General features: G+C 42.9%; 27 protein-coding genes, 1 pseudogene and 1 riboswitch. Of the genes and pseudogenes, 15 read left to right on the top strand and 13 right to left on the bottom strand.

Annotated elements, in window-relative coordinates; genetic code table 11:
- Positions 1 to 19 precede the first annotated feature (19 nt).
- Both ACRQ5D_RS00405 and ACRQ5D_RS00400 read left to right on the top strand, forming a co-directional pair.
- A complete protein-coding gene (locus ACRQ5D_RS00405; protein WP_091175057.1) occupies positions 20 to 757 on the top strand; it encodes a peptidase in 738 nt (245 codons plus the stop codon).
- Positions 758 to 761: 4 nt separating this feature from the next.
- A complete protein-coding gene (locus ACRQ5D_RS00400; protein ID WP_091175059.1) occupies positions 762 to 1,610 on the top strand; it encodes a transglutaminase-like domain-containing protein in 849 nt (282 codons plus the stop codon).
- Between the two features lie 75 nt (positions 1,611 to 1,685).
- Here the strand turns inward: ACRQ5D_RS00400 and ACRQ5D_RS00395 are convergent, their stop codons facing one another.
- Together ACRQ5D_RS00395 and ACRQ5D_RS00390 are read right to left on the bottom strand one after the other, a co-directional pair.
- Positions 1,686 to 1,973, bottom strand: coding sequence for a transmembrane 220 family protein (locus tag ACRQ5D_RS00395; RefSeq protein ID WP_431198933.1), 288 nt, complete (start codon positions 1,971 to 1,973; stop codon positions 1,686 to 1,688).
- A complete protein-coding gene (locus ACRQ5D_RS00390) occupies positions 1,919 to 2,086 on the bottom strand; it encodes a transmembrane 220 family protein (RefSeq protein WP_431198932.1) in 168 nt (55 codons plus the stop codon). The genes ACRQ5D_RS00395 and ACRQ5D_RS00390 overlap by 55 nt, the downstream gene beginning before the upstream one ends.
- 253 nt (positions 2,087 to 2,339) lie before the next feature.
- On the opposite strand from ACRQ5D_RS00390, the gene ACRQ5D_RS00385 reads away from it, so the two are divergent.
- The 3 genes from ACRQ5D_RS00385 (at position 2,340) to ACRQ5D_RS00375 (ending at position 6,154) form a co-directional block, all read left to right on the top strand.
- On the top strand, positions 2,340 to 3,785 hold the full coding sequence (locus tag ACRQ5D_RS00385; RefSeq protein ID WP_091175064.1) for a DUF3943 domain-containing protein: 1,446 nt from the start codon (positions 2,340 to 2,342) through the stop codon (positions 3,783 to 3,785).
- 147 nt (positions 3,786 to 3,932) lie between these two features.
- A riboswitch (SAM riboswitch) is annotated at positions 3,933 to 4,047 on the bottom strand.
- A gap of 280 nt (positions 4,048 to 4,327) precedes the next feature.
- Positions 4,328 to 5,089: an SDR family oxidoreductase gene (locus ACRQ5D_RS00380; protein WP_091175065.1), complete on the top strand. Its 762-nt coding sequence runs from the start codon at positions 4,328 to 4,330 to the stop codon at positions 5,087 to 5,089.
- 126 nt (positions 5,090 to 5,215) lie between these two features.
- On the top strand, positions 5,216 to 6,154 hold the full coding sequence (locus tag ACRQ5D_RS00375) for a DUF72 domain-containing protein (RefSeq protein WP_091175066.1): 939 nt from the start codon (positions 5,216 to 5,218) through the stop codon (positions 6,152 to 6,154).
- Here the strand turns inward: ACRQ5D_RS00375 and ACRQ5D_RS00370 are convergent.
- Positions 6,146 to 6,730: a hypothetical protein gene (locus ACRQ5D_RS00370; RefSeq protein WP_431198931.1), complete on the bottom strand. Its 585-nt coding sequence runs from the start codon at positions 6,728 to 6,730 to the stop codon at positions 6,146 to 6,148. The genes ACRQ5D_RS00375 and ACRQ5D_RS00370 overlap by 9 nt on opposite strands.
- A 204-nt stretch (positions 6,731 to 6,934) precedes the next feature.
- Complete coding sequence (locus tag ACRQ5D_RS00365; RefSeq protein WP_091175070.1) at positions 6,935 to 8,515, bottom strand: GDSL-type esterase/lipase family protein; 1,581 nt, start codon at positions 8,513 to 8,515, stop codon at positions 6,935 to 6,937.
- Positions 8,516 to 8,541: 26 nt separating this feature from the next.
- Here ACRQ5D_RS00365 and ACRQ5D_RS00360 point away from each other — a divergent pair, with 26 nt between their 5' ends.
- Together ACRQ5D_RS00360 and ACRQ5D_RS00355 are read left to right on the top strand one after the other, a co-directional pair.
- Entirely contained in the window at positions 8,542 to 9,168 is a 627-nt protein-coding gene (locus ACRQ5D_RS00360) for a hypothetical protein (RefSeq protein WP_431198930.1), read from the top strand.
- Positions 9,169 to 9,235: 67 nt separating this feature from the next.
- Positions 9,236 to 9,514, top strand: a complete 279-nt coding sequence (locus tag ACRQ5D_RS00355; RefSeq protein WP_091175073.1) for a DUF3072 domain-containing protein — start codon at positions 9,236 to 9,238, stop codon at positions 9,512 to 9,514.
- Between the two features lie 97 nt (positions 9,515 to 9,611).
- Here the strand turns inward: ACRQ5D_RS00355 and ACRQ5D_RS00350 are convergent, their stop codons facing one another.
- A complete protein-coding gene (locus ACRQ5D_RS00350) occupies positions 9,612 to 10,373 on the bottom strand; it encodes an MBL fold metallo-hydrolase (RefSeq protein WP_091175076.1) in 762 nt (253 codons plus the stop codon).
- Entirely contained in the window at positions 10,370 to 10,642 is a 273-nt protein-coding gene (locus ACRQ5D_RS00345; RefSeq protein ID WP_091175078.1) for a hypothetical protein, read from the bottom strand. Before ACRQ5D_RS00345 ends, ACRQ5D_RS00350 begins: the two co-directional genes overlap by 4 nt.
- 117 nt (positions 10,643 to 10,759) lie before the next feature.
- Between ACRQ5D_RS00345 and ACRQ5D_RS00340 the strand changes: the two genes are divergently transcribed.
- From ACRQ5D_RS00340 to ACRQ5D_RS00330, 3 genes are read left to right on the top strand one after another with little or no spacing between them, the layout of a single operon-like run.
- Positions 10,760 to 11,329: a polysaccharide deacetylase family protein gene (locus ACRQ5D_RS00340; RefSeq protein ID WP_431198929.1), complete on the top strand. Its 570-nt coding sequence runs from the start codon at positions 10,760 to 10,762 to the stop codon at positions 11,327 to 11,329.
- Complete coding sequence (locus tag ACRQ5D_RS00335; RefSeq protein WP_431198928.1) at positions 11,329 to 11,820, top strand: hypothetical protein; 492 nt, start codon at positions 11,329 to 11,331, stop codon at positions 11,818 to 11,820. Before ACRQ5D_RS00340 ends, ACRQ5D_RS00335 begins: the two co-directional genes overlap by 1 nt.
- Positions 11,821 to 11,844: 24 nt before the next feature.
- Positions 11,845 to 12,384 carry an AAA family ATPase gene (locus ACRQ5D_RS00330; protein WP_091175083.1) on the top strand — a complete coding sequence of 180 codons (540 nt, stop codon included), beginning with the start codon at positions 11,845 to 11,847 and terminating at the stop codon, positions 12,382 to 12,384.
- Between the two features lie 219 nt (positions 12,385 to 12,603).
- Here ACRQ5D_RS00330 and ACRQ5D_RS00325 read toward each other — a convergent pair whose 3' ends face one another.
- A complete protein-coding gene (locus ACRQ5D_RS00325; protein ID WP_091175087.1) occupies positions 12,604 to 13,281 on the bottom strand; it encodes a LolA family protein in 678 nt (225 codons plus the stop codon).
- A gap of 69 nt (positions 13,282 to 13,350) precedes the next feature.
- Positions 13,351 to 15,962, bottom strand: a pseudogene (locus ACRQ5D_RS00320) (DNA translocase FtsK 4TM domain-containing protein).
- Between the two features lie 274 nt (positions 15,963 to 16,236).
- Here ACRQ5D_RS00320 and ACRQ5D_RS00315 point away from each other — a divergent pair.
- Both ACRQ5D_RS00315 and ACRQ5D_RS00310 read left to right on the top strand, forming a co-directional pair.
- Positions 16,237 to 16,884 (top strand): ankyrin repeat domain-containing protein, encoded by a 648-nt coding sequence (locus tag ACRQ5D_RS00315; protein WP_090527806.1) that lies wholly within the window; start codon positions 16,237 to 16,239, stop codon positions 16,882 to 16,884.
- 128 nt (positions 16,885 to 17,012) lie between these two features.
- On the top strand, positions 17,013 to 17,996 hold the full coding sequence (locus ACRQ5D_RS00310; protein ID WP_091175091.1) for a GlxA family transcriptional regulator: 984 nt from the start codon (positions 17,013 to 17,015) through the stop codon (positions 17,994 to 17,996).
- 121 nt (positions 17,997 to 18,117) lie between these two features.
- On the opposite strand, the gene ACRQ5D_RS00305 is transcribed toward ACRQ5D_RS00310, so the two are convergent.
- A complete protein-coding gene (locus tag ACRQ5D_RS00305) occupies positions 18,118 to 19,152 on the bottom strand; it encodes a sterol desaturase family protein (RefSeq protein WP_091175093.1) in 1,035 nt (344 codons plus the stop codon).
- Positions 19,153 to 19,467: 315 nt separating this feature from the next.
- Between ACRQ5D_RS00305 and ACRQ5D_RS00300 the strand changes: the two genes are divergently transcribed.
- On the top strand, positions 19,468 to 19,848 hold the full coding sequence (locus ACRQ5D_RS00300; protein WP_091175095.1) for a chorismate mutase: 381 nt from the start codon (positions 19,468 to 19,470) through the stop codon (positions 19,846 to 19,848).
- A 277-nt stretch (positions 19,849 to 20,125) separates the two neighbouring features.
- Complete coding sequence (locus tag ACRQ5D_RS00295; protein ID WP_091175098.1) at positions 20,126 to 21,586, top strand: glycoside hydrolase family 30 protein; 1,461 nt, start codon at positions 20,126 to 20,128, stop codon at positions 21,584 to 21,586.
- A 53-nt stretch (positions 21,587 to 21,639) separates the two neighbouring features.
- Here the strand turns inward: ACRQ5D_RS00295 and ACRQ5D_RS00290 are convergent, their stop codons facing one another.
- From ACRQ5D_RS00290 to purU, 3 genes are all read right to left on the bottom strand, one after another.
- Complete coding sequence (locus ACRQ5D_RS00290) at positions 21,640 to 22,038, bottom strand: endonuclease/exonuclease/phosphatase family protein (RefSeq protein WP_431198925.1); 399 nt, start codon at positions 22,036 to 22,038, stop codon at positions 21,640 to 21,642.
- Positions 22,026 to 22,520 (bottom strand): hypothetical protein, encoded by a 495-nt coding sequence (locus ACRQ5D_RS00285; protein WP_431198924.1) that lies wholly within the window; start codon positions 22,518 to 22,520, stop codon positions 22,026 to 22,028. Before ACRQ5D_RS00285 ends, ACRQ5D_RS00290 begins: the two co-directional genes overlap by 13 nt.
- A gap of 236 nt (positions 22,521 to 22,756) precedes the next feature.
- Positions 22,757 to 23,581 (bottom strand): formyltetrahydrofolate deformylase, encoded by an 825-nt coding sequence (gene purU, locus ACRQ5D_RS00280; RefSeq protein WP_091175103.1) that lies wholly within the window; start codon positions 23,579 to 23,581, stop codon positions 22,757 to 22,759.
- 120 nt (positions 23,582 to 23,701) lie between these two features.
- Between purU and ACRQ5D_RS00275 the strand changes: the two genes are divergently transcribed.
- Positions 23,702 to 24,124 carry a hypothetical protein gene (locus ACRQ5D_RS00275; RefSeq protein WP_129570539.1) on the top strand — a complete coding sequence of 141 codons (423 nt, stop codon included), beginning with the start codon at positions 23,702 to 23,704 and terminating at the stop codon, positions 24,122 to 24,124.
- Between the two features lie 196 nt (positions 24,125 to 24,320).
- Here ACRQ5D_RS00275 and ACRQ5D_RS00270 read toward each other — a convergent pair whose 3' ends face one another.
- Positions 24,321 to 24,635: a hypothetical protein gene (locus ACRQ5D_RS00270; protein ID WP_432328276.1), complete on the bottom strand. Its 315-nt coding sequence runs from the start codon at positions 24,633 to 24,635 to the stop codon at positions 24,321 to 24,323.
- Positions 24,636 to 24,640: the final 5 nt, after the last annotated feature.

Here is a 24,640-nt window from a genome sequence, read left to right as displayed (position 1 = left end):
AACGAACGACGCTAATCAAATGACTTATTGCCTGGGAATTAAAGTTAAAGAGGGCTTATTGGCCATTGCCGATACCCGTATAACTTCGGGGACGGATACCACTGTAAAAAAGAAGATCACTATAGAACAAAAGGATCATTTTTCGCTGTTTATCATGACCAGCGGTTTGCGCTCGGTGCGTGATAAGGCCGTGATATATTTTAATGAATTATTGGAGACAGCCGAGTTTAATAAGATGTACAAGGCTGTGAATGCATTTGGCGAACAGGTAAAGCGTGCAGCACAAGAAGATAAAGTGTCGCTTGATGCCGCCGGGTTACGATTTGACCTGAATACCATTATTGGCGGACAATTGCGCGATGACGATGAACACAAGCTTTTTTTGCTATATCCCGAAGGGAATTGGGTGGAATTAGGGCAAGGGGCGCCATACGTGGTTATCGGTAATTCGGGGCATGGTAAAGCTATCCTTAATCGCATCCTTAATGAAGATTCGAGCCTGAAACTGGCGCTTAAAACAGGTTTTCTTTCCTTCGATTCAACAAGGGTAAGCTCGAACAATGTCGATTTTCCGATAGATGTGGCTGTTTATAAAAAGGATAGTTTCAATATTGTTGAGCAGCGTTATAACAAACAGGACCTTGAACATATCTCAATCCAATGGGCCGAGGAACTGAAACTGGCACTTGACCATATTTCGGAGGATTGGATGGATGCCACATTTAACAAATTAGAAGAATTAAAAACAGGAAGCTGATAACATGAAGTTCGATGTGTTTACCCAAATGGAATATGTAGTACGGTCGCCGGGCACATTGATTTTAAACATACACGCATTACGCAGCCCAAATCAAACGGTAATAAGTGAAGAATTTGGCCTGGAACCCTATATCAAGTTTGAAGAACTGCAAACTCTGCAGGGCGAAAATCGTTTGGTGCGCTTTGATGTAAGTGCCGATACGCCCAATGTTAAAGTTACCTACAAAGCTACGGTTGATAATTGTTATGAAATAACCGATTTCGGTAATTTACAGGAAACCCACGTTTCTGAGCTGCCCTCGCCGGTGCTGCCATATTTAAATCCAAGCCGCTATTGTCAGTCGGACAAATTATACCGCCTTGCACATAATATGTTCGGGCATGTTACCAACCCTTTTGAGCAGGTGGTTGAATTGACCAACTGGATCAATAAAAACGTACAATATTTAAGCGGATCAACCAATTCACAAACATCAGCTTTTGATACCGTTACCGAACAGGCCGGCGTTTGCCGCGATTTTGCACACTTAGGCATAGCCCTTTGCCGTGCGCTTACCATACCTGCCCGCTATTTTACAGGTTATGCCTATCACCTTAAGCCAGCCGATTTCCACGCCTGCTTTGAGGCTTATCTTGGTGGTAAGTGGATACTGTTTGATGCAACACGGCTGGTACCTTTAAACGGCCTTATTAAAATAGCTACCGGCCATGATGCTGCCGACTCGGCCATAGCCAATATTTTTGGCGATGTTACTTTTACCACCATGCAGGTAAGTTGTGAACTTGCCGAAGACGGTTTTGTGCCCTTTTATTATATTGATGGGGAATTTAAGGGATTGTCATATTTGTAGCTTAGCCTGACCTTAACCCCTATGAAAAAGATATTTTTACAAGTCTCCCTTTCCCGGGGGAGATTTAGAGGGGGCTTATCGTCTCCGCTTTTTTACCGGTACTTTTTTGTTTTCTCTTATAGCATAGATCCAGTTAATCGCCAGTACTGCTACACAGATCAGTAACCCGAAAAACTCACGCACTTCTTCAATCCAGGGCTTTTCGGCTTTCATGGTTTGCACAAGACTTTCGGCATGATGGAACTTAAACCAGTCGATCAGGCCGTTGTTATCAAATATCTTATAAATGGCATAACCTGTAAAAATGATTATGCCGGTTGCATAGCCAATGGGGTAAAATTCTTTTTTGCTGCCAGGTAGCAAAACCAGGCACAATAAAGGTAAATGGGCATCCAAAGGTAAGGATCTGGATCGTTATACTGTAAACCTGCAAATGTGACAAAAAGTACAACCCATATGATATTGAAGATCTTCATAAGTAAAAAGCAATTGCAATAATTTATACTGGTTATGGTGCTTAATATACAGGTTAAGCAATGTTAAATATATGAAAATATGTTTCAGTACTTAAATAAGGAAATAACAATTATTGGTACCCAGTACCGCCCAATGCATTATCAAAATTATATCCGCCTTAACATTAATTAAATATTGCTCAAACATTTTTTAACCTAATTCACTTCATCCTTTATAACTTTCGTAGCTGTATCTTTTAAATTGTTAGTGTATATGACTTTAACGCTTTACCATTTTACCAGAAAATACTCCGGAAGGTTAAGGATTATACTGCCGCTTTTACTGTTCATACTTTTCTGCAGCCAGCAAGTAGGGGCCCAGGTTAATATTTTTGACCTGCGTAAGCAAAAAGATACCATAACACGATTTTCAGATCCGCCGGTAAAACAGAAACGTTTTGGAAGGGCTGCTTTAGAGCTTGGCCTCGCCGAGATTGCGCCCTGGACATATGATCGCTATATAGTCAACGTTGATTACGCCCGGATTTCCTGGAAAACAACAGGTCATAACCTGAACCCGGGCAGTTGGACCTGGGACAATGATCCGTTTCAAACCAACCAGTTTGGACATCCATATCACGGCAGCATGTTTTACAGCGCCTTCAGGAGTAATGGTTATAGTTTTTGGCAATCAGTACCGGCTACTATGGTGGGCAGTTACCTGTGGGAAACATTTGCCGAAAACCAGGCACCCGCCCCTAACGATTTTATCAACACCAGCTTTGGCGGCATAGTATTGGGCGAAATGACCTATCGACTATCAAATAAGATTATTAATAACCACCGCCGCGGTTTTAAACGGCAAGCCAGTGAGGTGCTGGGTTTTTTGGTTAACCCGATGAATGGCCTTAACCGCATTATTGATGGAAAATGGGGAAAGGTTGTTGGGCCGGCAAATAGGTCGCAGGATGATTCATCAAAAGTGAGTGCAGAATTTGATCTGGGCGCGCGTAAGTTTAACAGCGGCAACCAGGGACTGTTGACCCACGGACGGTTTGGTTGGTTTGGCAGGGCGAAGCTGCTTTACGGCGCTTCAAACGAAAATTTGCACACACCTTTCAGCAATATTTCCATCACAGCCGAGTTTGGGAAAGACGATAGCAGTGCGGTTAATGTGATCAGTGTTTATGGATCTCTTGCAGGATGGGACGTTTCGTTATCGGATAGCGTGGAGAACCTGATCATCATATCAGCTAATTATGATTACATACGCAATGCTGCGTTCTTTTACGGAGGGCAAAGCGTAAAGGCTAATCTACTATCTGAATTTAAATTATTGAATGGCTTTAAAGTGAATACCGCGGTGGGTGCGGGGCTTATCATTTTAGGAGCCGCTCCCGATCCCTACCTGTATAGAGGGCGCAATTATGATTACGGCTCGGGTTTTGCCATAAACGGCAGAGCTGGTTTTAATATAGGTAACAGATTTTATTATAGCATTAATTATCGCGGTAGCTGGCTCATGACTATTAATGGTAATAAGTCGCATTATTTTTTACATACCATAACCAATGAGATAAGTTACCGCGTGTTAAAAGATCTCTCGATAAGTGCCGAACCCGGATATTTCAGGCTGGAAGGAAACTATAAAAATCACCCGGATGTAGACAAAACTTACCCGTACCTGCGGATCTCAACAAGGTACAGAGTTAACCTGTAAGCTAAAAAAAAGGATTGGAAAAATTTGATGTCGCGGGCAGATTCGAACTGCCGTTTAGGGTATTGCGGACCCCCACCTATCCTCTCGGTCACGCGACTTGAAAACCATAAAAATTCACTTAATCAGATCGGTTGTGGGGTGTAGATATAATTATCTCTCTCCCGTTTTGCACAGGAGCAGGAATTAGCACCTTTTACATTATGCGGATGTACAGGTTGCTAAGACGTCTTTGGGCCTTTCCCTCAGTCTTTCTTGATAAGTTATTAAAAGAACACTTTGTCGTTGTTGACAATGCAAATATAACAATAAATTATATAATTCCTATAGTTTTAGTAGTTTAATTGATATTTATTTCTTTTCCGTTCATTTTGAGGTAGATAAATTTATTAATGCTGTCTCAGTCCATACTTTCTGGGAGTTTTCCGATAGAAATATTTTGAAAAAAAACTGAAATGGTCACCATTTAATCTGAAGTAGTCACCATAATTTTCATTCCTAACTATTGCACCTTTGTATTGTTAAAACATTAAAAAAACATCACAATGGGAACAAATAAAATTGCACTGATAACCGGTGGAAGCCGCGGGCTGGGTAAAAATGCTGCATTGCACCTGGCTAAAAAAGGTATTGATGTAATAGTTACTTATCGCAGTAAAAAAGAGGAAGCTGAAGCTGTAGTTGCAGAAATTGAATCGGCAGGACAAAAGGCTGCTGCTTTACAACTGGATACAGGTATCGTATCCACCTTTGATGCTTTTATTACAAAACTGAAAGCAACCCTAAACGAAAAATGGAACCGTGATACCTTTGATTTTCTGATCAATAATGCAGGTATCGACGCTGCCTCGCCATTTGCACAAACCACCGAAGAAGATTTTGACAGCCTGTTTAATGTTCATTTTAAAGGTGTTTACTTTTTAACCCAAAAAAGCTTACCGGTAATTGCCGACGGCGGCCGGATCATTAATTTTTCGACCGGGCTGGCCCGTTTCTCAACTCCGGGGTATGCCGTTTATGCATCCATGAAAGGCGCTATCGAGGTATTCACCAAATACCTGGCGAAAGAATTGGGCAGCCGTGGTATAGCCGCAAATGTGGTGGCTCCGGGTATTATTCAAACCGATTTTACCAAAGCGGCATTTGATTCGCACCCTGGTTTGGAAGAAATGATGTCGAAGTCAACAGCTTTGGGCAGGGTAGGCCAGCCGGATGATATTGGTGGCATAGTAGCTTTTCTATGCACTGAGGATGCCCGCTGGATCAATGCTCAGCGTATTGAAGCTTCGGGCGGGATGTTCTTGTAGTTGATTGTCTGAATCAGAATTTTTAAATTAACAGAATGTAATGCAAATAAATTATTTATTCTGAAAATTCATTAATCCTGTAAATTCTGATTCAGACAATTTCCTATCTTTCGCACAAAAAAGCACATGGAATTTGGTAGAGTAACGGACGAAGAATTATCCCGGGTTGATTTTACCTTGCCGGCCGACCCGCAGATAACTGTTGAAACCCTTGCCGCTGCAAAAAATGATGTGCCTTTGCAGGTACATGTTGGCTGCGCAAAATGGGGGCGCAAAGAATGGATTGGCAAAATTTATCCGCCAAAAACCAAGGACGCCAATTTTTTAGATGAATACGTTAAGCATTTTGATTGCATTGAGCTTAACGCTACCTTTTACCAGGTTTACGGTCCGGATACCATTTCCAAATGGAAACAAAAAGCCGATAGCAATCCCGGTTTTAAATTTTGCCCTAAATTTTCTCAAAGCATTAGTCACATTCGCCGGTTAAAAAACGCGGAGGATATCACGACCACGTATTATGAAGGTATTTTGGCTTTCGGCGATAAGCTTGGTCCGCTGTTTTTGCAGTTGAGCGATAATTACACACCAAAGAGTTTTCCGGAGCTTAAGGCCTATCTTGAACAACTACCAAAAGATATTCCCGTATTTGTTGAGCTGCGCCATAAAGACTGGTTTGCCGTTGCCGAAAACCGCGACAAGGTATTTAATCTTTTCCGAGATCTGAATATTGGCTCTATCATAACTGATGCCAGCGGCCGCCGCGATGTGGTGCATATGGCATTGCCTACACCACACGCCTTTATCCGCTTTGTAGGCAACAGTCTGCACCCAACAGATTATGCCCGCGTTGATGAATGGGTTGAGCGGATCAAAAACTGGAAAGATCAAGGCCTTAAATCGGTATGGTTTTTTATGCACCAGCATGATGAGCGTTACTCACCAGAGCTTGCTGATTATGTGGTTGAAAAACTAAATGACGCTTTGGGCACCCAATTAATGCGCCCTCAATTTATCCAGAGAGACAATAATAAGCCAACCGCCCAAACCTCGCTGTTATTGTAATGGCTCTGTAGTAGCCGGCGGAATTTTCATAGCCGGGTTAAAGTTGGGGATCAGTTGCCTTACCTTATCCGCGGTTGAATTGTTCATATCCAGGAACGACCAGTTTTTGCCACCATCGCCGCTAACCGCCAATAAGTTGCTGTGCATGGCCATACGGCCTTTTGGGCTTGCCATAATGATAGTTTCGGGCAGCAGGCAATGGATTTCCTTCCCGGCTTTATAAAATTTACCAGGGGTGCCAACTGTAATGTTTTCAAAGCTGATGCCCGCAGTTTTCATTTGCTGCATAGCTGTACCAATCATATCGGCCATTTTTTCTTTGCCCCCGGCCATTTGCACCGCTTTGGGATAAGTATAACTAATAATAGTCTTATAATCTCCTTTGGTCATGCTTTGGGCCATCAGGATTGCCTGTTGTTTTACAACTACCGGATTTTGAGCATGTAATGCCAGCGGCGATAATATGATGATCAGGAGCCTGAATATATTTTTCATGGGATGTTTCTGTTTTTTTATGAGGATCTCATCGGCAAGTTGATCGGTACCATCAACCTTGCTGCTGCATTTAAGCCCCAATATGCAATTTACTAAATTAAAAACACCAACATTTTTAAAAGAAGGTATTTGCTTACCGGTTTTAAAGGTGTGTCCTCAGGCCATGTTGTATAAGGCAGACTTGCGAAGTGTTTAAAACTTCGCAAGTCTGTCCCTGCTTATCATCGTACCTCGAAAGTCCGCCGGATTTCAAAATTCTGCAACATCTGCTAAAGTTTATCTGGCCTACTTCCTCTTCAACGCTTCCGCAATACCCTTTTCAACCAATGGCTCCATTAACCTGTATCCTTCAACAGTAGGGTGCACACCATCAGCGGCTAAATTTTTCGGCAAACCTTTGCGCTCGTCGGCCATGGCGCTATGGTAATCTACATAAACCATTTTATTGGCATCGGCAAAAGCTTTGATCATGGCGTTAAGCTGCACCACTTTTTGCGCAGGTTCCATACCCGGGCGCCATGGAAAGGCATAGGCGGGCAGTACTGAACATAATACTACTTTAATATTGGCGGCCTTAGCCAGCAATGCCATGGATTGAATATTGCCAAAAATATCTTCAATAGCTATCGGGCCGTTATTTTGGGCGATATCATTTATTCCTGCCAGGATCACCACGGCACCAGGTTTCAGATCTATCACATCATCACGAAAACGCACCAGCATTTGGGTGGTGGTTTGTCCGCTGATGCCGCGGTCAAAATATGGTTTATCGCTCCAGAAGGTTGAATCCCTGCTGATCCAGAAATCGGTAATGGAATCGCCCATATAAACTACACTTTTAGGGTTTGGGGCTGATGCTTTTACCTTTTCATTATCGGCCTGGTAACGGGTCATGTTTGCCCAGTCTTTATGAAATGCATCTTCCCATTGCTTATGGTAGGCTTCCCATTGATCGGCTCTCTCTTTAACTGTTTTTACTTTAGGGTCTATGGGTTTTAAAAAACCTTTCAGATCGAGCCACTCGTTAAAGCGGTCTATCCAGTTGTCGGTAGGCAGGTTTTGTTTGCGCATGCCAAAACCGTGGCCTCCTTTAGCGTACATATGCAGCTCGGCGCTGTGTTTTGATGCCAGCCATTTGCTATAAAGCTCAATGCTGTGCGGAGCAAGGCCAAGCTGATCATCAGTAGCTGCAGCTATAAACATCGGCGGCGCGTCGTCAGGGATTTTTGAGATCAGTTCTGGAGGCACGTATGCATAAATAGGCGCGTCAAAATCGGGTTTGTTAGCTGCTGTGTAATTGAAAGCTGCGGCACCGGCCAGTGTGCCGCCTGCCGAAAAGCCCATGATCCCGATTCGTTGCGGCGAAACATGGTATTCGGAGGCATGTTCACGCACATAAGTCAGCGCTGCACGCGCGTCAGCGATAGCTAAGGGAATGATAGGCGCTACCTGTTTAGGGAAATCCTTCTGACTCATTTTGGCTACCAATTCTTTTACCGGGTCGTTAGTTAAACTGTGAGCCAACCTGTATTTCAGTACGAAGCAGGCTACCCCCTGTTTGTTGAGCCATTTAGCTACGTCATACCCCTCGCTGTTGATTGACAGGGTATGGAAGCCGCCGCCGGGACAAATAACCACCGCGGTGCCGGTAGCGATGGATGAATCGGGCAGGAAAACACCCAGGGAAGGGCGCGTAACGTTGTAAACAACTTTGGTATTAAAAGCGTTGTTGTCGCTTTCGCCCTCGTTCCAGATCCAGTTTTCGGAACCGGGAGCCGCGCCGGGGTAAAGTGGGATAACTTTTTGCTGGGCCTGTACGCAAAGGGCCGACAATAGGAGTAAGGTGCCTATCAGTTTTAATTTCATGGGAGGTTAATTCAGGTTAAATGTTGATGTACAAAAATAACAGCATAAAGCTAAACTACAAGGTGCCTAAACGTTTTAGCAAAGACAAATTCCATTTTTATTATAACATCTGTAACCTCGCTGTAAAATATCTGTTATCAGGATTATTGACAGATATTTTCACTATCTTAATCACTCCTGATTTGAATGACCGTGGTATTTATCCATATCAAAAATTTGCTCCGGATTTTGCCGCTGTTGGTTTTGCTTGGTGCGTGTGCCAAACAAAAAAAGTTTTCCAAAGCGATTGCAATAGTTCAAAAGATTATAAAAAGATTTCATTTACAGAGCTGACCAGTCATATTGAAAAATATGATAAACAATATGTTGAAGTGAGCGGTAAATACAAGGAAGGGAACGAGCAATCCGCGCTTTTTAATGACAGCCTGTTCTCGAGCCACGCATTACATAATGCCATTTGGGTTGATTTTAGTCAGGATTGCCCCCTTTATCTGCCGGGTACTCATATAGGTTTGTTTACCTATAATGATGGTCAGTTTATCCGTATGAATAAACGTAAAGTAACTATTCGGGGCGTGGTTGATGCCAGCGATAAAGGCCATTTAAAACAATACAGAGGTACCATCGACAGGGTGAGTTTTATCGAACTGTGATCTTCAATGCTTTTGAAAATAAAAACAATGCGCCCCGGTATCAGTTGTAATTATAAAAACAATAGTTATGGCTATCAACCCCAATGATGCACCAGACAATGGCTTTTTCGATGAATCAGATGATGAGGAGATCATCAATCAAAATCAAATAAAAGGTTCAAATATGGTAAAAGACCCTGATGAATGGTCAACAGGTGATGAACCCATGACCGGCGCACAGCATTCCTACCTCAAAACATTATCTGACGAGGCCGGTGAAGAGTTTGACGGATCGCTTACCAAAGCCGAAGCATCAAAACGGATAGACGAGCTGCAGCATAAAACAGGCAGGGGATTGAATAATTAATTAAAATAAGCAATATTAAAACCCGTTGCTTGCAGTAAAGGCTCGAGTTCTTTGTAAATGTATGCTTGCCGTTTAAAACCGTGGATTGATATCGATATTAAATAGTCAGTTTCAGGCCGTCATACGCCAGTTCAATGCCTGCAGGCAGCTCTTTGGAAACGTCAGCATGTTTGCCCAGCCTGTGGCTTATATGTGTAAAGTAGGTGGTTTCGGCCCCAATGTCGTTAGCAAAAGCTATGGCTTCTTCAAGCGTAAAATGGGAAATATGGGTTTCCTTTTGCAGGGCGTTGATCACTAATATTTTTGTGCCTTTTATTTTTTTCCTTTCTGCATCCGGAATTGTTTTGGCATCGGTGAGGTAGGTAAAATCTTTAATCCTGAAACCTTTTATAGGCAATCTGTAATGAAACACCTCGATAGGGACGAACTCAACATTACCGATCATAAAGGGATCAAGCGCAATAATGTGCATGTTTACCTGCGGAATGCCCGGGTAACCCGTGCCATCAAAAATATAGGGAAATTCACGCACCAGGGCTTTTTGCACCCTTTCATCAGCGTAAATATCAATCGGGGCGTTTTGTTTGTAATTAAACGCGCGGATATCATCCATACCGGCAATATGGTCTTTATGCTCATGTGTAAAAACGATAGCATCAAGGTGCTGTACTTTTGCACGAAGCATCTGGTACCTGAAATCGGGGCCCGAATCAATGGCAATTACCTTTTCCTCGGTTTCAATTAAAACAGAGCTGCGCAGCCGCTTATCGTGCTTATCTGTTGAGAGGCATACCTCGCAGTTACATGCTATAACAGGTACCCCCTGCGATGTTCCGGTTCCTAAAAATGTTATGGTCACAGCTGCAGTTTAGTTTGTTTAATTTCCTGCAAAAATGTAATCTGTTTATCATCAAGCAGCTTGTAATCTACCTCAAGTTCGCGCAATAGCTCAACCAAAGCAAGGATCTTACTTTCCAGATTAGAGAAACGGTTTACCACAATCATTTTACTGTTAAGCAGCAGGCAGGCACCGGTTTTAAAGTTTCCCTTTTCATAACGCACTTTATAACCGGCTGTTTTTAACAGCAGTTCCAGTTTCTCGAGTGTATGGTTAGTTGCGGGAAGCATTAATTTCAAAAGTAGTAAAAATGGGTGTATTTGCAGGGCTTAAATTGGCATTTGCATGTCACATTTGGTAATTAAATTTCTATTTTTATTTACCTTTTATAACCTAAAACCATCCGGATGAAGAACTTACTGCTCATAGCAACAGGCATTGTTTTTAGCATTGCCGTTTATGCACAGCAAACCAAAACCTATGCCGAAAAGCTTGGCTGGCCTAAAGGCGCACGTGTAATTATCCTGCATGTTGACGATGCCGGTATGTCGCACGAATCAAACGAAGGGGTGGAGAAAGCCATTGGTGAGGGTATAGCCACTTCAACCAGTGTGATGATGCCCTGCCCCTGGGTACCAGATTTTAAGCATTATATGGATCAGCACCCGGGAATTGATGCAGGGCTGCACTTAACCTTAACTTCCGAATGGAAAAATTACCGATGGGGGCCGCTTGCGGGTAAGGCAACAGTTCCGGGACTGATTGATAAAGAAGGCGCTTTCTGGCCCGGAGTAGTCGCCGTTTATTTCCATGCTACTGCCGATGAGATTGATAAGGAGATCCGCGCCCAGCTTGACCGTGCCTTAACCATGGGCTTTATACCAACCCATCTCGACTCGCATATGGGTACTTTATTTGCCAAGCCGGCTTTTCTCGAAAAATATATTAACCTCGGCATTGAAAAAAGATACCGGTAATGCTGCCCGGAGGCGAGGATCTTTTTTACCGCGAGGAAGCAAAGAATGCTACGATAGCACAGCTTAAAAAAGATGGTAAATATACTGAAGGAATGACGATACCCGAACCTGCCGAACTGGCAAAAGCGCGTGAGCTTGGCGACGTAGTCTGGAAAGGAGGTTTGCCGGTACTGGACGATCTCGATAATTCAAGCTATGACTGGGTAATGCCCGATATTGACAAGGCTACTGATAAGGAACTGCAAAAATGGTACACAGACCACTATATCGAAAACTTCGACCGTTTTTCGCCGGGATTAACGATGGTACTGATGCACTGCACACAACCGTCGCCGCAATTTAAAAATATCTGTAACGAAGGCCAGAAACGGAAAGGCGACCTGCTGGCCATGACCGATCCTCGCCTGAAAGCTTATCTTAAACAAAAAGGCTTTATTTTAACCACCTGGAAAGAGGTAATGGAGCGGAGGGTTAAGGTCGGAAAAGAGTAAGTTTGAACTTAAATATAACAACCCGTGCATATCAACATCTTCGGCGCGTCTGGCTCAGGGGTAACTACGCTGGGCAAAACTTTGAGCGAGAGACTTGATTACCCGTATTTCGACAGCGATCATTATTTCTGGTTCCCTTCCGATCCTCCTTTTACTAACCGGCGACCGCCTGAAGAACGAAATGCTATGATTAACAGTGAAATGGCCGGTAATGAAAACTGGATCCTTGGCGGGTCCGTCATCAACTGGAACAATAACTGGCGATTTGATCTGTCGGTATTTTTATATATCCCGCCAGCCATCAGGATTTGGCGTTTGCAGCAAAGAGAGCTTGAACGTTATGGCGATATTATCTATACCGGTAGGGAGCGAAATAAGCTTTATAATGAATTTATTGACTGGGCACGCGGTTATGATGAGCTCATCACCAACAGCCGAAGCCTGCATTCGCATAAGAATTGGATGAACAAGCTCACAACTCCTTTGCTGATTATAGAAGGTGATACAACTGTTGAGGAAAGGGTAGAGGCTGTTTTAGGGAAAATTAAGGAGTTAATTTTGTAATAAAAACAACTCTTCGCCGCCGCTCGGCTCCTGCCGAGTGGCAACCATCCTGCGGCGTCCCGCCGCCGGGATCAAATAAATCAGGTGTTTAACGCAGGCCAGAGGCCTGGTAATAGTTGCCACTCGCCAAGAGGCGAGCGGCGGCAAAATAATTAAAATAAAAAAAACGGGAGGTAACCCCCCGCTTCAAAATATCTCAAATCGCACATCTAAGAAAGATTACCTCAAGTCCACCAGTTCAACACCCGGGTGACCTTTGGCATCCCATGCAAAAGTAGCGTCAGGAGCAGGTACGTTGGGGGTAAAGGTACGCACGGTATAAGTATACCTGTTGCCGTTTTTATCAAACAGCAAAGCACTGTAGAGCTGTTTTTTTACTTTATCGATAGTAAGCTTCACTTTAAAAATAGCTTTTTTATCATCTTCGGGTGTAAGCTCAATATTTTGGTAAGTTTTACCTGATATCTTTTGCTCGCCGGTGTACAGGTATTTAAACCCTTTTTCATACATGGTAAAAATCTGGGCAGGGTTGCTCAATCCGTCGCCGCTTTTGTCAGCGTCACTTACCTGTACTTCTTTATCTTTTTTAAGGTATGTCCACTGGTTTTTGCCGTCGCTCAAAATTTCTTTGTCTACTTCGGGTTTTGCGGCTGCGCTGTAAAGGGTAACGCGGTATTTACCGGTTTTCGCCCTTGATATCAGGGTGCCGGTTTGTGTTTCTTTAATATTGGCCTGTTGGTTATTCAGGCTAAAGGTAAAATCACTTTTAATAACATCGTACGACCGGTATTTTTGGCTTACCTGGTTTAAAATCGCTTTTGCCTGGCTGTCTTTTTGTGCAAAGGCAGTGCTGTATGTACTTATTGCTAAAATGGTATATGCTATGATCCTTTTCATTCAGTTTTATTCAACAACAACTATTGTTATTAATAGTTATTGGATTAGAGTAATTAAATTTTGCTTGGTTTAATCTTTAATTGGTTTTTGCAGTGTTTCGAGGTAGCGCTCAAGGCTGTATTCGTCGGGATAGAGTACATCACGGGCCTTGCTGCCTTCAAACGGCCCTACAATTCCGGCTGCTTCCAACTGGTCAATAATGCGGCCGGCGCGGTTATAGCCCAGTTTCATTTTGCGTTGGATAAGCGATGTTGAGCCTTGTTGGTGCAGTACAATTAAACGGGCAGCTTCTTCAAACATCGGGTCGCGGTCGTCCGGGTCATATTCTTTGGCGCCGCTGCTGGCTTCACCTTCTCCCACATATTCGGGCAGGTACATGGCCGATGGATAACCTTTCTGGTTGCCGATAAAATCAGATATAGCTTCAACCTCCGGAGTATCCACAAATGCACACTGTAAACGGATCAGGTCGCTACCTGTTGAAAATAGCATATCCCCACGACCGATCAACTGATCAGCGCCGCCGGCATCCAGAATGGTGCGCGAATCGATCTTAGAAAGTACCCTGAAGGCCAGCCTTGACGGGAAGTTGGCTTTGATAGTACCGGTAATGATGTTAACAGAAGGGCGCTGCGTTGCAATAACCAAATGGATACCCACCGCACGTGCCAGCTGCGCAATACGGGCAATAGGCATTTCTACTTCTTTACCGGCAGTCATCATCAAATCGGCAAACTCATCAATCACCAAAACTATAAACGGCAGGTAACGATGTTTTTCAGGGTCGCTGATCTTACGGTTTACAAATTTGGCGTTGTACTCTTTCAGGTTGCGTACCTGCGCGTCTTTCAGCAAGTCATAACGCTGGTCCATTTCAATACAAAGCGAATTGAGCGTGTTTACTACCTTTTTGGTATCGGTGATGATGGCATCGCCATCATCAGGCAGCTTAGCCAAAAAGTGCCTTTCTATCTTACGGAAAAGCGTAAGTTCCACCTTTTTAGGGTCAACCAGTACAAATTTGAGCTCGGCAGGGTGTTTTTTATACAGCAGCGATACCAGAATGGCGTTAATACCAACCGATTTACCCTGGCCGGTGGCTCCGGCAACCAGTAAATGTGGCATCTTGGCCAAATCGGCAATAAAAACTTCGTTAGATATGGTTTTACCTAAAGCGATAGGCAGGTCCATCGTGGTATTCTGGTATTTTTCCGTGGATAGAATAGAGCGCATCGAAACCATCTCGGGATTTTGATTAGGCACTTCAATACCGATGGTTCCCTTGCCAGGCATAGGGGCAATGATACGGATGCCTAATGCAGCTAAACTTAGTGCGATATCATCTTCCAGGTTCTTGATCTTGCTGATCCTTACACCTGGGGCAGGGATGATCTCGTATAAGGTAACCGTTGGGCCAATGGTTGCCTTGATCTTATCAATCTCGATGTTGTAATGGTTCAGCGTTTCAACAATTTTATTCTTGTTGGCTTCCAGCTCTTCGGCATTAACCGAAATCTTGTTTGAACCGTGGTTTTCTAATAACTCCAGGTGCGGAAGTTTGTATGAAGCCAGATCGAGCTTGTGGTCATATATACCAAATTTGCTTAGCAGGTCATCCTGTTTGGCTCCATCAGCCTGTTCAACACTTAATTCGGGCAGAGGCCTGTTGGTATCAATGGTGAGTGGGATTTCTTCTTCCTCTTCGGGTTCGTGTTTAATTGTATTTTCAGGACGCAACACCACAGGTTCATGATATCCGGGCATTTGCTCCATAGGAGGGTGCCTAAGCGGTGATGGAGGTATAAGCGGTTCCTGTACCATGGGCTCGGGCATGATGCTGCTTACATGGGTTTCGCGGATGTTGTTATTGCCCCGGGGCCATTCAAGCGGCATTGACGGCTCTTCATCAATCAGTTCAACAGGTTCAGGTGCTATCTCATCAACACTCATTGCTGCAACCGGGCGGTTTTTACGCTGGGGTATTTTAAAGTCGATGTTATAGGCTATTACCAATACGGTAAGTGCCAAAAACACCAGCAATCCGCCGGTACCCGCTTCACCTATCTGAGCCGCAAGTAAGCGGTTGGTCCAAAAACCGAAACCGCCTTCAAGGTAGTGGGGATAATCAATCACAAATGAATGAAAATAAGCTATCGCCACAGAAATAAAAACAATGCTGAATAACGAATATGCAAGTGTTTTACGTATAGAAAATAGCCTCGCTTTAAAAAGCAGACGATATCCTACAACAAAAAAAACAAAAATAAAAAGGAATGAAGCTACGCCAAACCACTCATAAATAAACTGATTGGATAATAACGCGCCAAACTTGCCCAGCCAGTTTTGCGCCCTGATGGTTGGATCGCTCAGGTCGGCAATTTCATGAACGGTAGTGCCTGTTGAAAGGTTATGCCAGCCGCCGTTTGTTTTGGAAATATAGCTTTGGTCTTCCTGCCAGGTAAACAGGTATGATGTAAAAGCAATGAGGAAAAAATGGATAATAGCAGTGAAAACAAACCTGCTATTTTAACAGCCTTGCCGTTTTCATAGTCATAGTCAAAGCTGGGCAGTTTAGGTAATTTCCTGCCTTTCGCCCGTTCCTGTTCGGCCTTGCCGCTTTGGCGAGGCTGATTTTCTCCCTTGAAATTATTTGATCTAAACTGGTTTCCTTTTGCCGGCATCCTGATGTAACAATCGTTTATGTGCAAACTTACGTAAAATTTCACCTATGTGAACTTTGCAGTTACACCCGGTAAATATTTTATATAAGATTCAGTAACCTGCAAAAAATTACAGGCCGAATCAATATAAAGTTAACAGATTATATAACTTATTGGCAACATTTTTAATTTTTTAGTATAATTGAAAAACAACATTTACCCGTAACATAAACGTAAATTTAACAAAGTGAATATAGTAGCGCCGTTAATAGTAAACGCTTTACTTAACTAAGTAATGAGCATAGAAAGACTAGAAGAATATATCGCCTCAGCTGATTTAGATAGTATCAATACCCTGCTTGGCCGAGATCCTGCGCTGGCTACTCAAAAAACAAGCCTCAGGGTATCGCCGCTTATGCTTTCGTGCTATTATAAAAAGCCGGAGGTTACCGGTTTACTGTTAAACTATGTAAACGATATTAGTTTGTTTGAAGCGGCTGCGGCCGGCAAATTTGATACGGTTGCCCACCTGGTTACTACTAACCCAAATACTCTTGATGATTACGCCGAAGATGGCTTTACTGCTTTAGGGCTTGCCTGTTATTTTGGGCAGTTTGATGTTGCGCGCTACCTGGTGCTCAAAGGCGCAAATGTTAACCTGCAATCAAATAATGGTTTCAACGTGTTTCCAATTCATTCGGCGGCGGCAGGTAATTATACTGAGATTGCCCGTATGCTGATTGAAAACGGTGCGAAGGTAAATGTGATACAGCAGGCCGGTGCCACACCGCTGCATTCGGCTGCACAAAATGGCAACCTGGAACTCATTATCCTGTTGCTGGAAAATGGTGCCGAGCTTTTTATACGCATGGAAGGCGGCAAACTCCCCGCCGACCTGGCCCGCGAAAAAGGTTTTGAAGAGATAGCTGAAATTTTGAGTTGATGTTTAAACGCTTAATTTTAAACTGGTTAAGTGATAGCTTTTTACTAAAGATGAGCGTTTTTTAAGGCTTATCGCATGTTTTCGTACCGGGGGCTTTTATATATTTGTAATAACCTGAATTATAACAAATGAAAGAAATAGCGCTGCTTATTCACGAAGACATTAATCTTTCAACCATATCGGGCGTATTGGATATGGTGAGGCATACTAACCGTTTTTTGGTAGAAAGCGGCAAAACCGAGGCCTTTAGTGTAATGCTTGTAGGCGAAAAAATAAACAATAACCTGCTTTATTTCCCTGCCCAGTTTACCGGTTTTAAAACCATTGATGAGATCAAAGATATCGATCTGGTAATAGCCCCGGCGTTTTATGGTCCGCCTGATTTGGTGATGCGTAAAAACAAAAACCTGATTGATTTTATAAGGGACATGTACAATAAGGGCGCGGAAGTGGCCAGCCTGTGTTTCGGTAGTTATTTTTTGGCCGAAGCGGGTGTGCTTAACGGCAAACCCTGTACTACACATTGGGTTGCTGTTGATGATATGAAACGCCGCTATCCGGATGTGAATATTTTACCCGATATGGTAACCACCGATAAAGACGGGACTTATACCAGTGGCGGTGCTTTTTCAAGCATGAACCTGATCCTGTACCTGATTGAAAAATATTGTGGCAGGGATACCGGTATTTGGGCAAGTAAAATGTTTTCGCTGGATATTGACCGTACCAGCCAGGCGCACTTTAAAGTATTTGAAGGGCAGCATCAGCATGAAGACCAGGAAATAATGCGTTCGCAGTTGTTTATCGAAAATAATTACCACCTGCCTATTTCGGTAGAGGAGATTGCCGGACAAACCAATATGAGTAAGCGTAATTTCATTCGCCGGTTTAAAAGTGCCACGCAGAATACGCCAATGGAATACCTGCAAAAGGTAAAGATCGAATCTGTAAAAAAAGGCCTCGAGAAAACCAATTTCAATATCAGCGAGCTGATGTACAAAGTTGGTTATAACGACCTGAAAACGTTCAGGAAGATCTTTAAACGGATAACAGGCTTAACTCCGCAGGATTACAGGAGTAAATATTGCCGCAGGGCAGTGCTGGAGAATTGAATGCCCCCTGTAAATCTCCCCCGGGAGGGGAGACTTGAAAAACTCTTAAGCCCTCTCCTTTGGAGAGGGTTGGGTGAGGCTCGTTGTTTCGTACCTCAATGACACTTTTATAGTATGGGTTTTAAACAACTTCAGCTTTACTTTCTTTTACCTTATCAGTTTTTTCTTGCTCCCCAAGCGATTCAAAATAGGTCTTTTTAACCACTGTTGTCATTTTATGATCGCCCGTATGGCTCCAGCCGGGTGGCATTATAACGTACAGAAACTTGTTTTTAATACCGGGCGCCTTGCGTACATCTTTGGCCAGCGCTATTATCTCGCCAAAATAAGCATCCAAAAAGCTGTTTTTAATCATGGGGCGACTGATGCCATATTCAATAGGGATCTTGCGGTCTTCATTTTGGAAGGTGCCGAAAACTTTATCCCATATCGGTAACAAGTTACAGAAATTGGTATCCATATATAATGGATTACGCGCATGATGTACCCTGTGATGCGATGGTGTAAGTACGATTCTGTTGAGGAAGCCAAGTCGTCCATCTTCAATAAGGTTTTCACCAATGTGGATCATAGATCCCCAAAATCCATCAATAAACATAATTACAAACAGCATAGGCGGGTTTACACCTAATAAAATACAAATGCTGGTGCGGATGAGATCTGCATAAGGCGCTTCAAGAAAGAAATGGGCAAAGGTAACTGAAAGGTTCATGCTTTCGGGCGCGTGATGGGTTGAGTGGAGGCACCACAGGATCCTCACCTTGTGCGCAAGGTAGTGATACCAAAAATGAGCAAACTCCCATACTATATAGCCGTAAATAAACCAGTACCAGGTAAACGTGGTTTTGAAAATAGCAAACCGCGAAAAAAAACCGATACAAAAACCTACCATGGCAATGGAAAGTACGCTGCCTATAAAAGCATTTAGTACATATGTCCAAAAAGAGATCTTGTAATGGATCACCTTGAATTTTTTATAAAAGGCTCCCCTGATGATCTCAAACACCAAAAGTACAGGCAGCATAGGGCCCAATAAAGCCGTAATGCCATCATAGGTAAGCAGTTTGCCATAATCGCCCGATTTGATGATGGTATACAATCCGCCGAGGCCAAAAAATCCTGTAATATGCTCGTATATCGTTTTTAAAAAATCCATATCGAAAATTAGGTTTACCGGTAAAAGGTTTTATTCAAATTTAGGAAAATTAATTTGTATATATGTAGGTACATGTAAATTCTTTGAAAGGATATCAACATCACACATCAGGGCTGACCTGCCTGTGCTCTTCGGTCCTTTTTATTATCAATGATAAATTAGCTTATTAAATAAAGTGAAAAGAAATGAGGGAGCATCAAATAAAAAGGGTAACGAGTGTAGTGATGCCAGGAGTGAGTAACTCTGCATCAATCCCGAAACAATCTATTAACAGCAAGGTTATTTCTCTAAATTTACCTCAAAAAATCATCTGATATGAAATTATTTAACCGTGCTTTTATATTATTTTTAGTGTGTATGATCCGGTACAGTTTAGTTAACGCACAATCAACACCTTTGCCCCAAACTTCTGCCAACAGTCCGCTACAAAACAACCGCATCAAAATTGATTCCCTCGATAAAAAATTGATAGCCTTATTGGGCGAACGCGAGAGGGTAGTAAAAGAGATAGGCATTTACAAAGCAAAAAACAATATACCGGCCCTCCAAGCCGACCGTTTTAAACAGGTACTGGAGAAAACTGTCGAAGCCGGAAAACAGGAGGGGCTCTCCGCCACATTCATTACAGAACTTATGAACGCTATCCATAAAGAAAGTCTGCGCATTGAGGAAGAAATTAAGGCTCAAAAACAATAGCCGGTGTAAAAAATACACTATAATTTAAAAAGCATTTTAGCGCATCAAATTTGTAAGCTATTTCTATACGAGTTATCGTTCAATGTATTTATTATCAATTGATTAAACTAAGATAAAATTTGGTATTAAGGCGTATCAATTTGCCCGGCACGACCTTTTGAGGTGATAATTTATATCGTGATTTTTGCTTTTTTTAATTAAGTTTAATAAATTTGACAACTCCGGTTAGCCACAGTCCAGGCTTGTAACCAAGCCGGTAAGCCTATTAATTAAACTCATGCAAAAAAAGTATTTAATTGCCTGTTTCATCGCGGGCGGATTATTAAAGATTGGCTTTGTCAGCGCCCAGGGTAAAGCGCCTTATTCGGTAATGGGTAAATCGGTCAAGGTGATTGTCTCTGAGCAAAAGGCCGGGTATAAATTTAAAGAAACCGAAACCCTGAAGTTTGCAGATAAGCCTCAACCTGCAGAAACAGAGGTGGCAGTTTTTATTGATCCGTCCAAAACATTCCAAACGATGATAGGAATTGGCGGTGCGCTTACAGATGCGGCAGCCGAAACTTATGCCAAACTGCCAAAAGATAAACAAAAGGAATTTTTAACTGCTTACTATAATAAAGCCAAAGGCATTGGTTACTCCTTTGGCCGCACCAATATTCAAAGCTGTGATTTTTCGAGCGATAGCTACAGTTATGTAAAAGATGGTGATAAGGAATTAAAAACCTTTGATATTAGTCATGATAAAACCTACCGGATTCCTTTTATTAAAGCGGCCGCAGCGGCTGCGGGAGGTAAACTGACCATGTTTGTATCACCCTGGAGCCCTCCTGCTTTTATGAAAGATAATAACGATGTACTGCATGGAGGTAAGCTCAAAAAGGAATTTGATCAAAGCTGGGCCAACTTTTACGTTAAGTTTATTAAAGCTTATGAAAAAGAAGGGGTTCCTATATGGGGCCTTTCGGTACAAAACGAACCGATGGCTAAGCAAACATGGGAATCATGCATGTATACTGCCGAAGAGGAGCGTGATTTTGTAAAGAACTTTTTAGGCCCAACCTTGCAAAAACGAGGCCTGGCCGATAAAAAACTGATAGTTTGGGACCATAACCGAGATTTGCTTTACCAACGTGCCAGCACTATCCTGGAAGATCCTGCAGCGGCCAAATATATCTGGGGTATCGGTTTCCATTGGTATGAAACCTGGACCGGGGCGGGCCAAAATTTTGAAGCTACCCGCCGTACCCATGAAGCATTCCCCGGCAAAAACCTGGTATTTACCGAAGGTTGTATCGAAAAATTTGATTTCAACAAGATCAATGACTGGTCGCTTGGCGAACGTTACGGCCTTTCAATGATCAATGACTTTAACGCCGGTACCGTTGCCTGGACCGACTGGAACGTTTTGCTTGACGAAAACGGCGGGCCAAATCACGTAGGTAACTTTTGCTTTGCCCCGGTACATGCCGACCTGCGCAACGGAAGCCTCATCTACACCAGTTCATACTATTACATAGGCCATTTCTCTAAATATATTCACCCCGGTGCAAAACGCATTAGCGCGGTGGCCAGCAGGGATAAGCTATTAACAACCGCTTACCAAAACCCCGATGGCTCAATTGCGGTGGTGGTAATGAACAAAACCGACGAAAAAATAGATTACAGCCTTTGGATAAAAGGAAAAGCGGCAGGCACTACTGCCCTGCCGCACTCAATTGCTACACTTATAGTGAAGTGATTTTTATAAAAATCTTTAGTTCAATCAATCAACTAAATCTCTGGTATGGTGGGTCATTTATGATCCACCATTATCATTACCGGGAAATGGTCGCTGGGCTCCTTAGCCTCATATTTATCCGATCCTTTAGCCTTTGCCCTGTAGGTATCCGTTAAGATCCCGTATCTCTTTACCGTAAAATCTTTGGTTACAAAAATATGATCGATACGGCCGCTGGTTTTACCATTAGCATCGAAGTCATTAAAAGTACCATTGGTAGCATATTTTATGGGCGATAGCCCATAGCTATCCTTCAACGTCCCCGAGTTATTGATTACCGCGTAGCTGTCAGACGTTTGATCAACATTAAAATCGCCCGATAAAATAGCAGGCGAGTTACCGCCTAACTCTTTCACTTTTTTCAATACCAGTTTTGCGCTCTCACGGCGGGCAATCACACCTATATGGTCCATATGCAGGTTAAAGTAGTAAAACTTGTAACCGGTTTTTTCTCCCGGAAATATCCCCATGAGCATATCCTTGGAAGTGCGGCATCCCAGCCTTTGTTGGGCTTGTTGGTAATCGGCGCCATCCAGAAATCGCCATGTTTCAACAGTTTAAATTTATCCTTTTTGTAAAAAATGGCCGAGAACTCGCCGGCAGTTTTACCATCATCCCGGCCTATGCCGGTAAAAACGTACTGGGGCATGGCCTGTTTTAAACCCTCAAGCTGGTGTACCAAGCCTTCCTGGGTGCCAAAAATATCCCAGTCATGAAAGCGGATGAGCTGCGTTATAACCGGCAGGCGCTGTTTCCAGCCATTGCCTCGTACAGAATCATCATTTGTGGCATTATCATTACGTAAATTATACGTGGCAATAGTAAGCTGATGTTGGCCATAACTTGCTGAAACAGAAAGTATAGCCATAAATAATAAAGAAAGTAGTTTTTTCATAGTAATATTTAGATAAGATGCCAACGGCACTTGAACAAAGTTAAAAGTAAATATTACGTTATAACATAAGTTATACACTGAAGAGTATTTAACCGGCGAAAACTTACGAGGGTTCAAAATTTTGTAAGCCAGGAGTAATTCTATTCAGAATTTAAAGAAACATGCAAGGACACCGATAACAAGCTTAGCCTGGCATTAGCTGGTATCGCTACTATCCCGAACATTGGCGGGTGAGTTTACTCAAACACTACCGTTTTGTTCTTATACACAAATACCCGGTCTTCAAAAACAAGCTTTAGGGCCTTGGCTAATACGGCAGTTTCCACTTCCTGGCCGGCTTTTACCATGTCTGTCCAGCTATATGAGTGGTTTACCGGAACAATTTGCTGGGCAATGATCGGCCCTTCGTCCAACTCATTTGATACGTAGTGCGCTGTTGCCCCTATGAGTTTCACACCCCGTTCAAACGCCTGCTTATAGGGATTGGCACCTATAAACGCGGGTAAAAACGAGTGATGGATATTAATGATCTTCATCGGAAATTCAGCCACAAATTGGGGTGAGAGGATCCGCATAAATTTAGCCAGTACCACGTAATCAGGAGTATATCGTTTAATGGTACCAATCACCTTTTGTTCAAATTCAGCCTTGCTTACCTGCTCATGGCTGATATGATAAAAAGGAATGTCAAATCGCTCGCATATGTTTTGCAGCTTGGCGTGATTACCGATAACGCATTGCACACTTGCGCCCAGGGTATTAAAGTGGTTACGCACCAGGATATCGCTCAGGCAATGATACTCTTTGGTAGCCAGTACAACCACTTTCTTCACGGGCTCAGGGTTTACTGAAATATAAGCCCCTTCGGGCAGTATCTTACGTAATGAATCTTCGAGGCTGGCGTCGTCGCCTTGTTCAACTTCCAGGCGCGTAAAAAAAACATTTTCGTTATGATCAACATGCTCTCGCATGGAAACTATATTGAGCAGGTGTTTGGCTAATGTTGCAGATATGGCCGCCACTAGGCCCACTTTGTCTTTACACTGTATTACAATAATCATGGTTTAATGATACAAAGAATTTTGCTGAATATATAACAAGCATTTCTCTTTAAATTATTCTACAACTTATTGTAGCAAAGCCATGTGCTGTACCGTAAGGTATCTTATAAACCCACAATTATGAAAATTATCCTGTTAGCAGTATCCATAATTTTATTAGGTAGTATAACCGCCTGTAATAAAGGCGATCTTCCCGGCCCGGGCAGCAGCAGTATTGTTGGCAAATGGCGCTGGATAAAATCAGTTGGCGGTATTGGCGGCTTTACCGTTACGCCACAAAGCAGCGGCTACAATATTCGAAATGAATTTTATGCTGATAGCAGTTTCAAAAGGTTCCAAAACAACGTGCTACAGATTAGCGGCAATTTTCGCACTACTCCAAACTATCAATATAGCCCAACAGAAAAGGCAGATATATTATTGATCTCCGGGCCTACGCTTGATACTCGCCCGGTTTCATACCTCATAAGGCACGATACGCTTTACCTGAATGAGATTTATATAGCCGATGGGTATAGTGAGGTATATGTACGGATGAAATAATTGCCGTTACTCCCCCGGCACCGCTATGCTCGTTACCTCCTCTCTAAATAAGCATAAAGAGAGGAGGTGTTTTTTGCCCGCTTTGCAACGCAGAGAAGAACACAGGAGGGGGTAAGTAAACTGTAAGCTACACTTACCTTATATAATAGTTATTTAGCGTAATGCCCTATCTTCATCATATCCCGTACGGCGCTTGCTAATGAGGACTTCTCATTATTATCGAGTTCTTTTTCTTTTCGCCATCATTAAACTGATAGGTAATACGCCCGTTATAATCGCTTTCGGCACTTATTTCAAAGTCATTATTTTTGTATTTTACCTTCCCATTAGGCGAGATCCTGCTGATGCCCGTGCTATCAGCGGTAAAATACACGTGCCCCCAGTATTCAATCCGTCTTACTCTACCATCAGCGTTTTCAGAAATCACTGTATGCCTTCCGCCTATGTGGCAGGCATCTAATAAGGCTATCAAACCTATGACAACCAATACATAACCTAATAATTTTTTCATGTTGT

This window comes from Mucilaginibacter sp. P25 (genome assembly GCF_050859465.1).
Classification (GTDB): Bacteria; Bacteroidota; Bacteroidia; order Sphingobacteriales; family Sphingobacteriaceae; genus Mucilaginibacter; species Mucilaginibacter gossypii.
Note: the sequence above shows the minus strand (reverse complement) of the source record. Positions and strands in the feature narration are given on the sequence as shown.

What these genes read in the sequence shown, in the direction of transcription:
- ACRQ5D_RS00310 (WP_091175091.1), top strand. Translation starts at nt 17,013, where the DNA reads ATGAAAGAAATAGCGCTGCTTATTCACGAAGACATTAATCTTTCAACC.
- ACRQ5D_RS00275 (WP_129570539.1), top strand. Translation starts at nt 23,702, where the DNA reads ATGAAAATTATCCTGTTAGCAGTATCCATAATTTTATTAGGTAGTATA.
- ACRQ5D_RS00365 (WP_091175070.1), bottom strand. Translation starts at nt 8,515, where the DNA reads ATGAAATTAAAACTGATAGGCACCTTACTCCTATTGTCGGCCCTTTGC.
- ACRQ5D_RS00345 (WP_091175078.1), bottom strand. Translation starts at nt 10,642, where the DNA reads ATGCTTCCCGCAACTAACCATACACTCGAGAAACTGGAACTGCTGTTA.
- ACRQ5D_RS00285 (WP_431198924.1), bottom strand. Translation starts at nt 22,520, where the DNA reads ATGAAAAAACTACTTTCTTTATTATTTATGGCTATACTTTCTGTTTCA.
- ACRQ5D_RS00290 (WP_431198925.1), bottom strand. Translation starts at nt 22,038, where the DNA reads ATGGACCATATAGGTGTGATTGCCCGCCGTGAGAGCGCAAAACTGGTA.
- ACRQ5D_RS00380 (WP_091175065.1), top strand. Translation starts at nt 4,328, where the DNA reads ATGGGAACAAATAAAATTGCACTGATAACCGGTGGAAGCCGCGGGCTG.
- ACRQ5D_RS00325 (WP_091175087.1), bottom strand. Translation starts at nt 13,281, where the DNA reads ATGAAAAGGATCATAGCATATACCATTTTAGCAATAAGTACATACAGC.
- ACRQ5D_RS00340 (WP_431198929.1), top strand. Translation starts at nt 10,760, where the DNA reads ATGAAGAACTTACTGCTCATAGCAACAGGCATTGTTTTTAGCATTGCC.
- ACRQ5D_RS00300 (WP_091175095.1), top strand. Translation starts at nt 19,468, where the DNA reads ATGAAATTATTTAACCGTGCTTTTATATTATTTTTAGTGTGTATGATC.
- ACRQ5D_RS00360 (WP_431198930.1), top strand. Translation starts at nt 8,542, where the DNA reads ATGTACAAAAATAACAGCATAAAGCTAAACTACAAGGTGCCTAAACGT.
- ACRQ5D_RS00400 (WP_091175059.1), top strand. Translation starts at nt 762, where the DNA reads ATGAAGTTCGATGTGTTTACCCAAATGGAATATGTAGTACGGTCGCCG.
- ACRQ5D_RS00315 (WP_090527806.1), top strand. Translation starts at nt 16,237, where the DNA reads ATGAGCATAGAAAGACTAGAAGAATATATCGCCTCAGCTGATTTAGAT.
- ACRQ5D_RS00375 (WP_091175066.1), top strand. Translation starts at nt 5,216, where the DNA reads ATGGAATTTGGTAGAGTAACGGACGAAGAATTATCCCGGGTTGATTTT.
- ACRQ5D_RS00405 (WP_091175057.1), top strand. Translation starts at nt 20, where the DNA reads ATGACTTATTGCCTGGGAATTAAAGTTAAAGAGGGCTTATTGGCCATT.
- ACRQ5D_RS00270 (WP_432328276.1), bottom strand. Translation starts at nt 24,635, where the DNA reads ATGAAAAAATTATTAGGTTATGTATTGGTTGTCATAGGTTTGATAGCC.
- ACRQ5D_RS00305 (WP_091175093.1), bottom strand. Translation starts at nt 19,152, where the DNA reads ATGGATTTTTTAAAAACGATATACGAGCATATTACAGGATTTTTTGGC.
- purU (WP_091175103.1), bottom strand. Translation starts at nt 23,581, where the DNA reads ATGATTATTGTAATACAGTGTAAAGACAAAGTGGGCCTAGTGGCGGCC.
- ACRQ5D_RS00355 (WP_091175073.1), top strand. Translation starts at nt 9,236, where the DNA reads ATGGCTATCAACCCCAATGATGCACCAGACAATGGCTTTTTCGATGAA.
- ACRQ5D_RS00295 (WP_091175098.1), top strand. Translation starts at nt 20,126, where the DNA reads ATGCAAAAAAAGTATTTAATTGCCTGTTTCATCGCGGGCGGATTATTA.
- ACRQ5D_RS00385 (WP_091175064.1), top strand. Translation starts at nt 2,340, where the DNA reads ATGACTTTAACGCTTTACCATTTTACCAGAAAATACTCCGGAAGGTTA.
- ACRQ5D_RS00390 (WP_431198932.1), bottom strand. Translation starts at nt 2,086, where the DNA reads ATGAAGATCTTCAATATCATATGGGTTGTACTTTTTGTCACATTTGCA.
- ACRQ5D_RS00335 (WP_431198928.1), top strand. Translation starts at nt 11,329, where the DNA reads ATGCTGCCCGGAGGCGAGGATCTTTTTTACCGCGAGGAAGCAAAGAAT.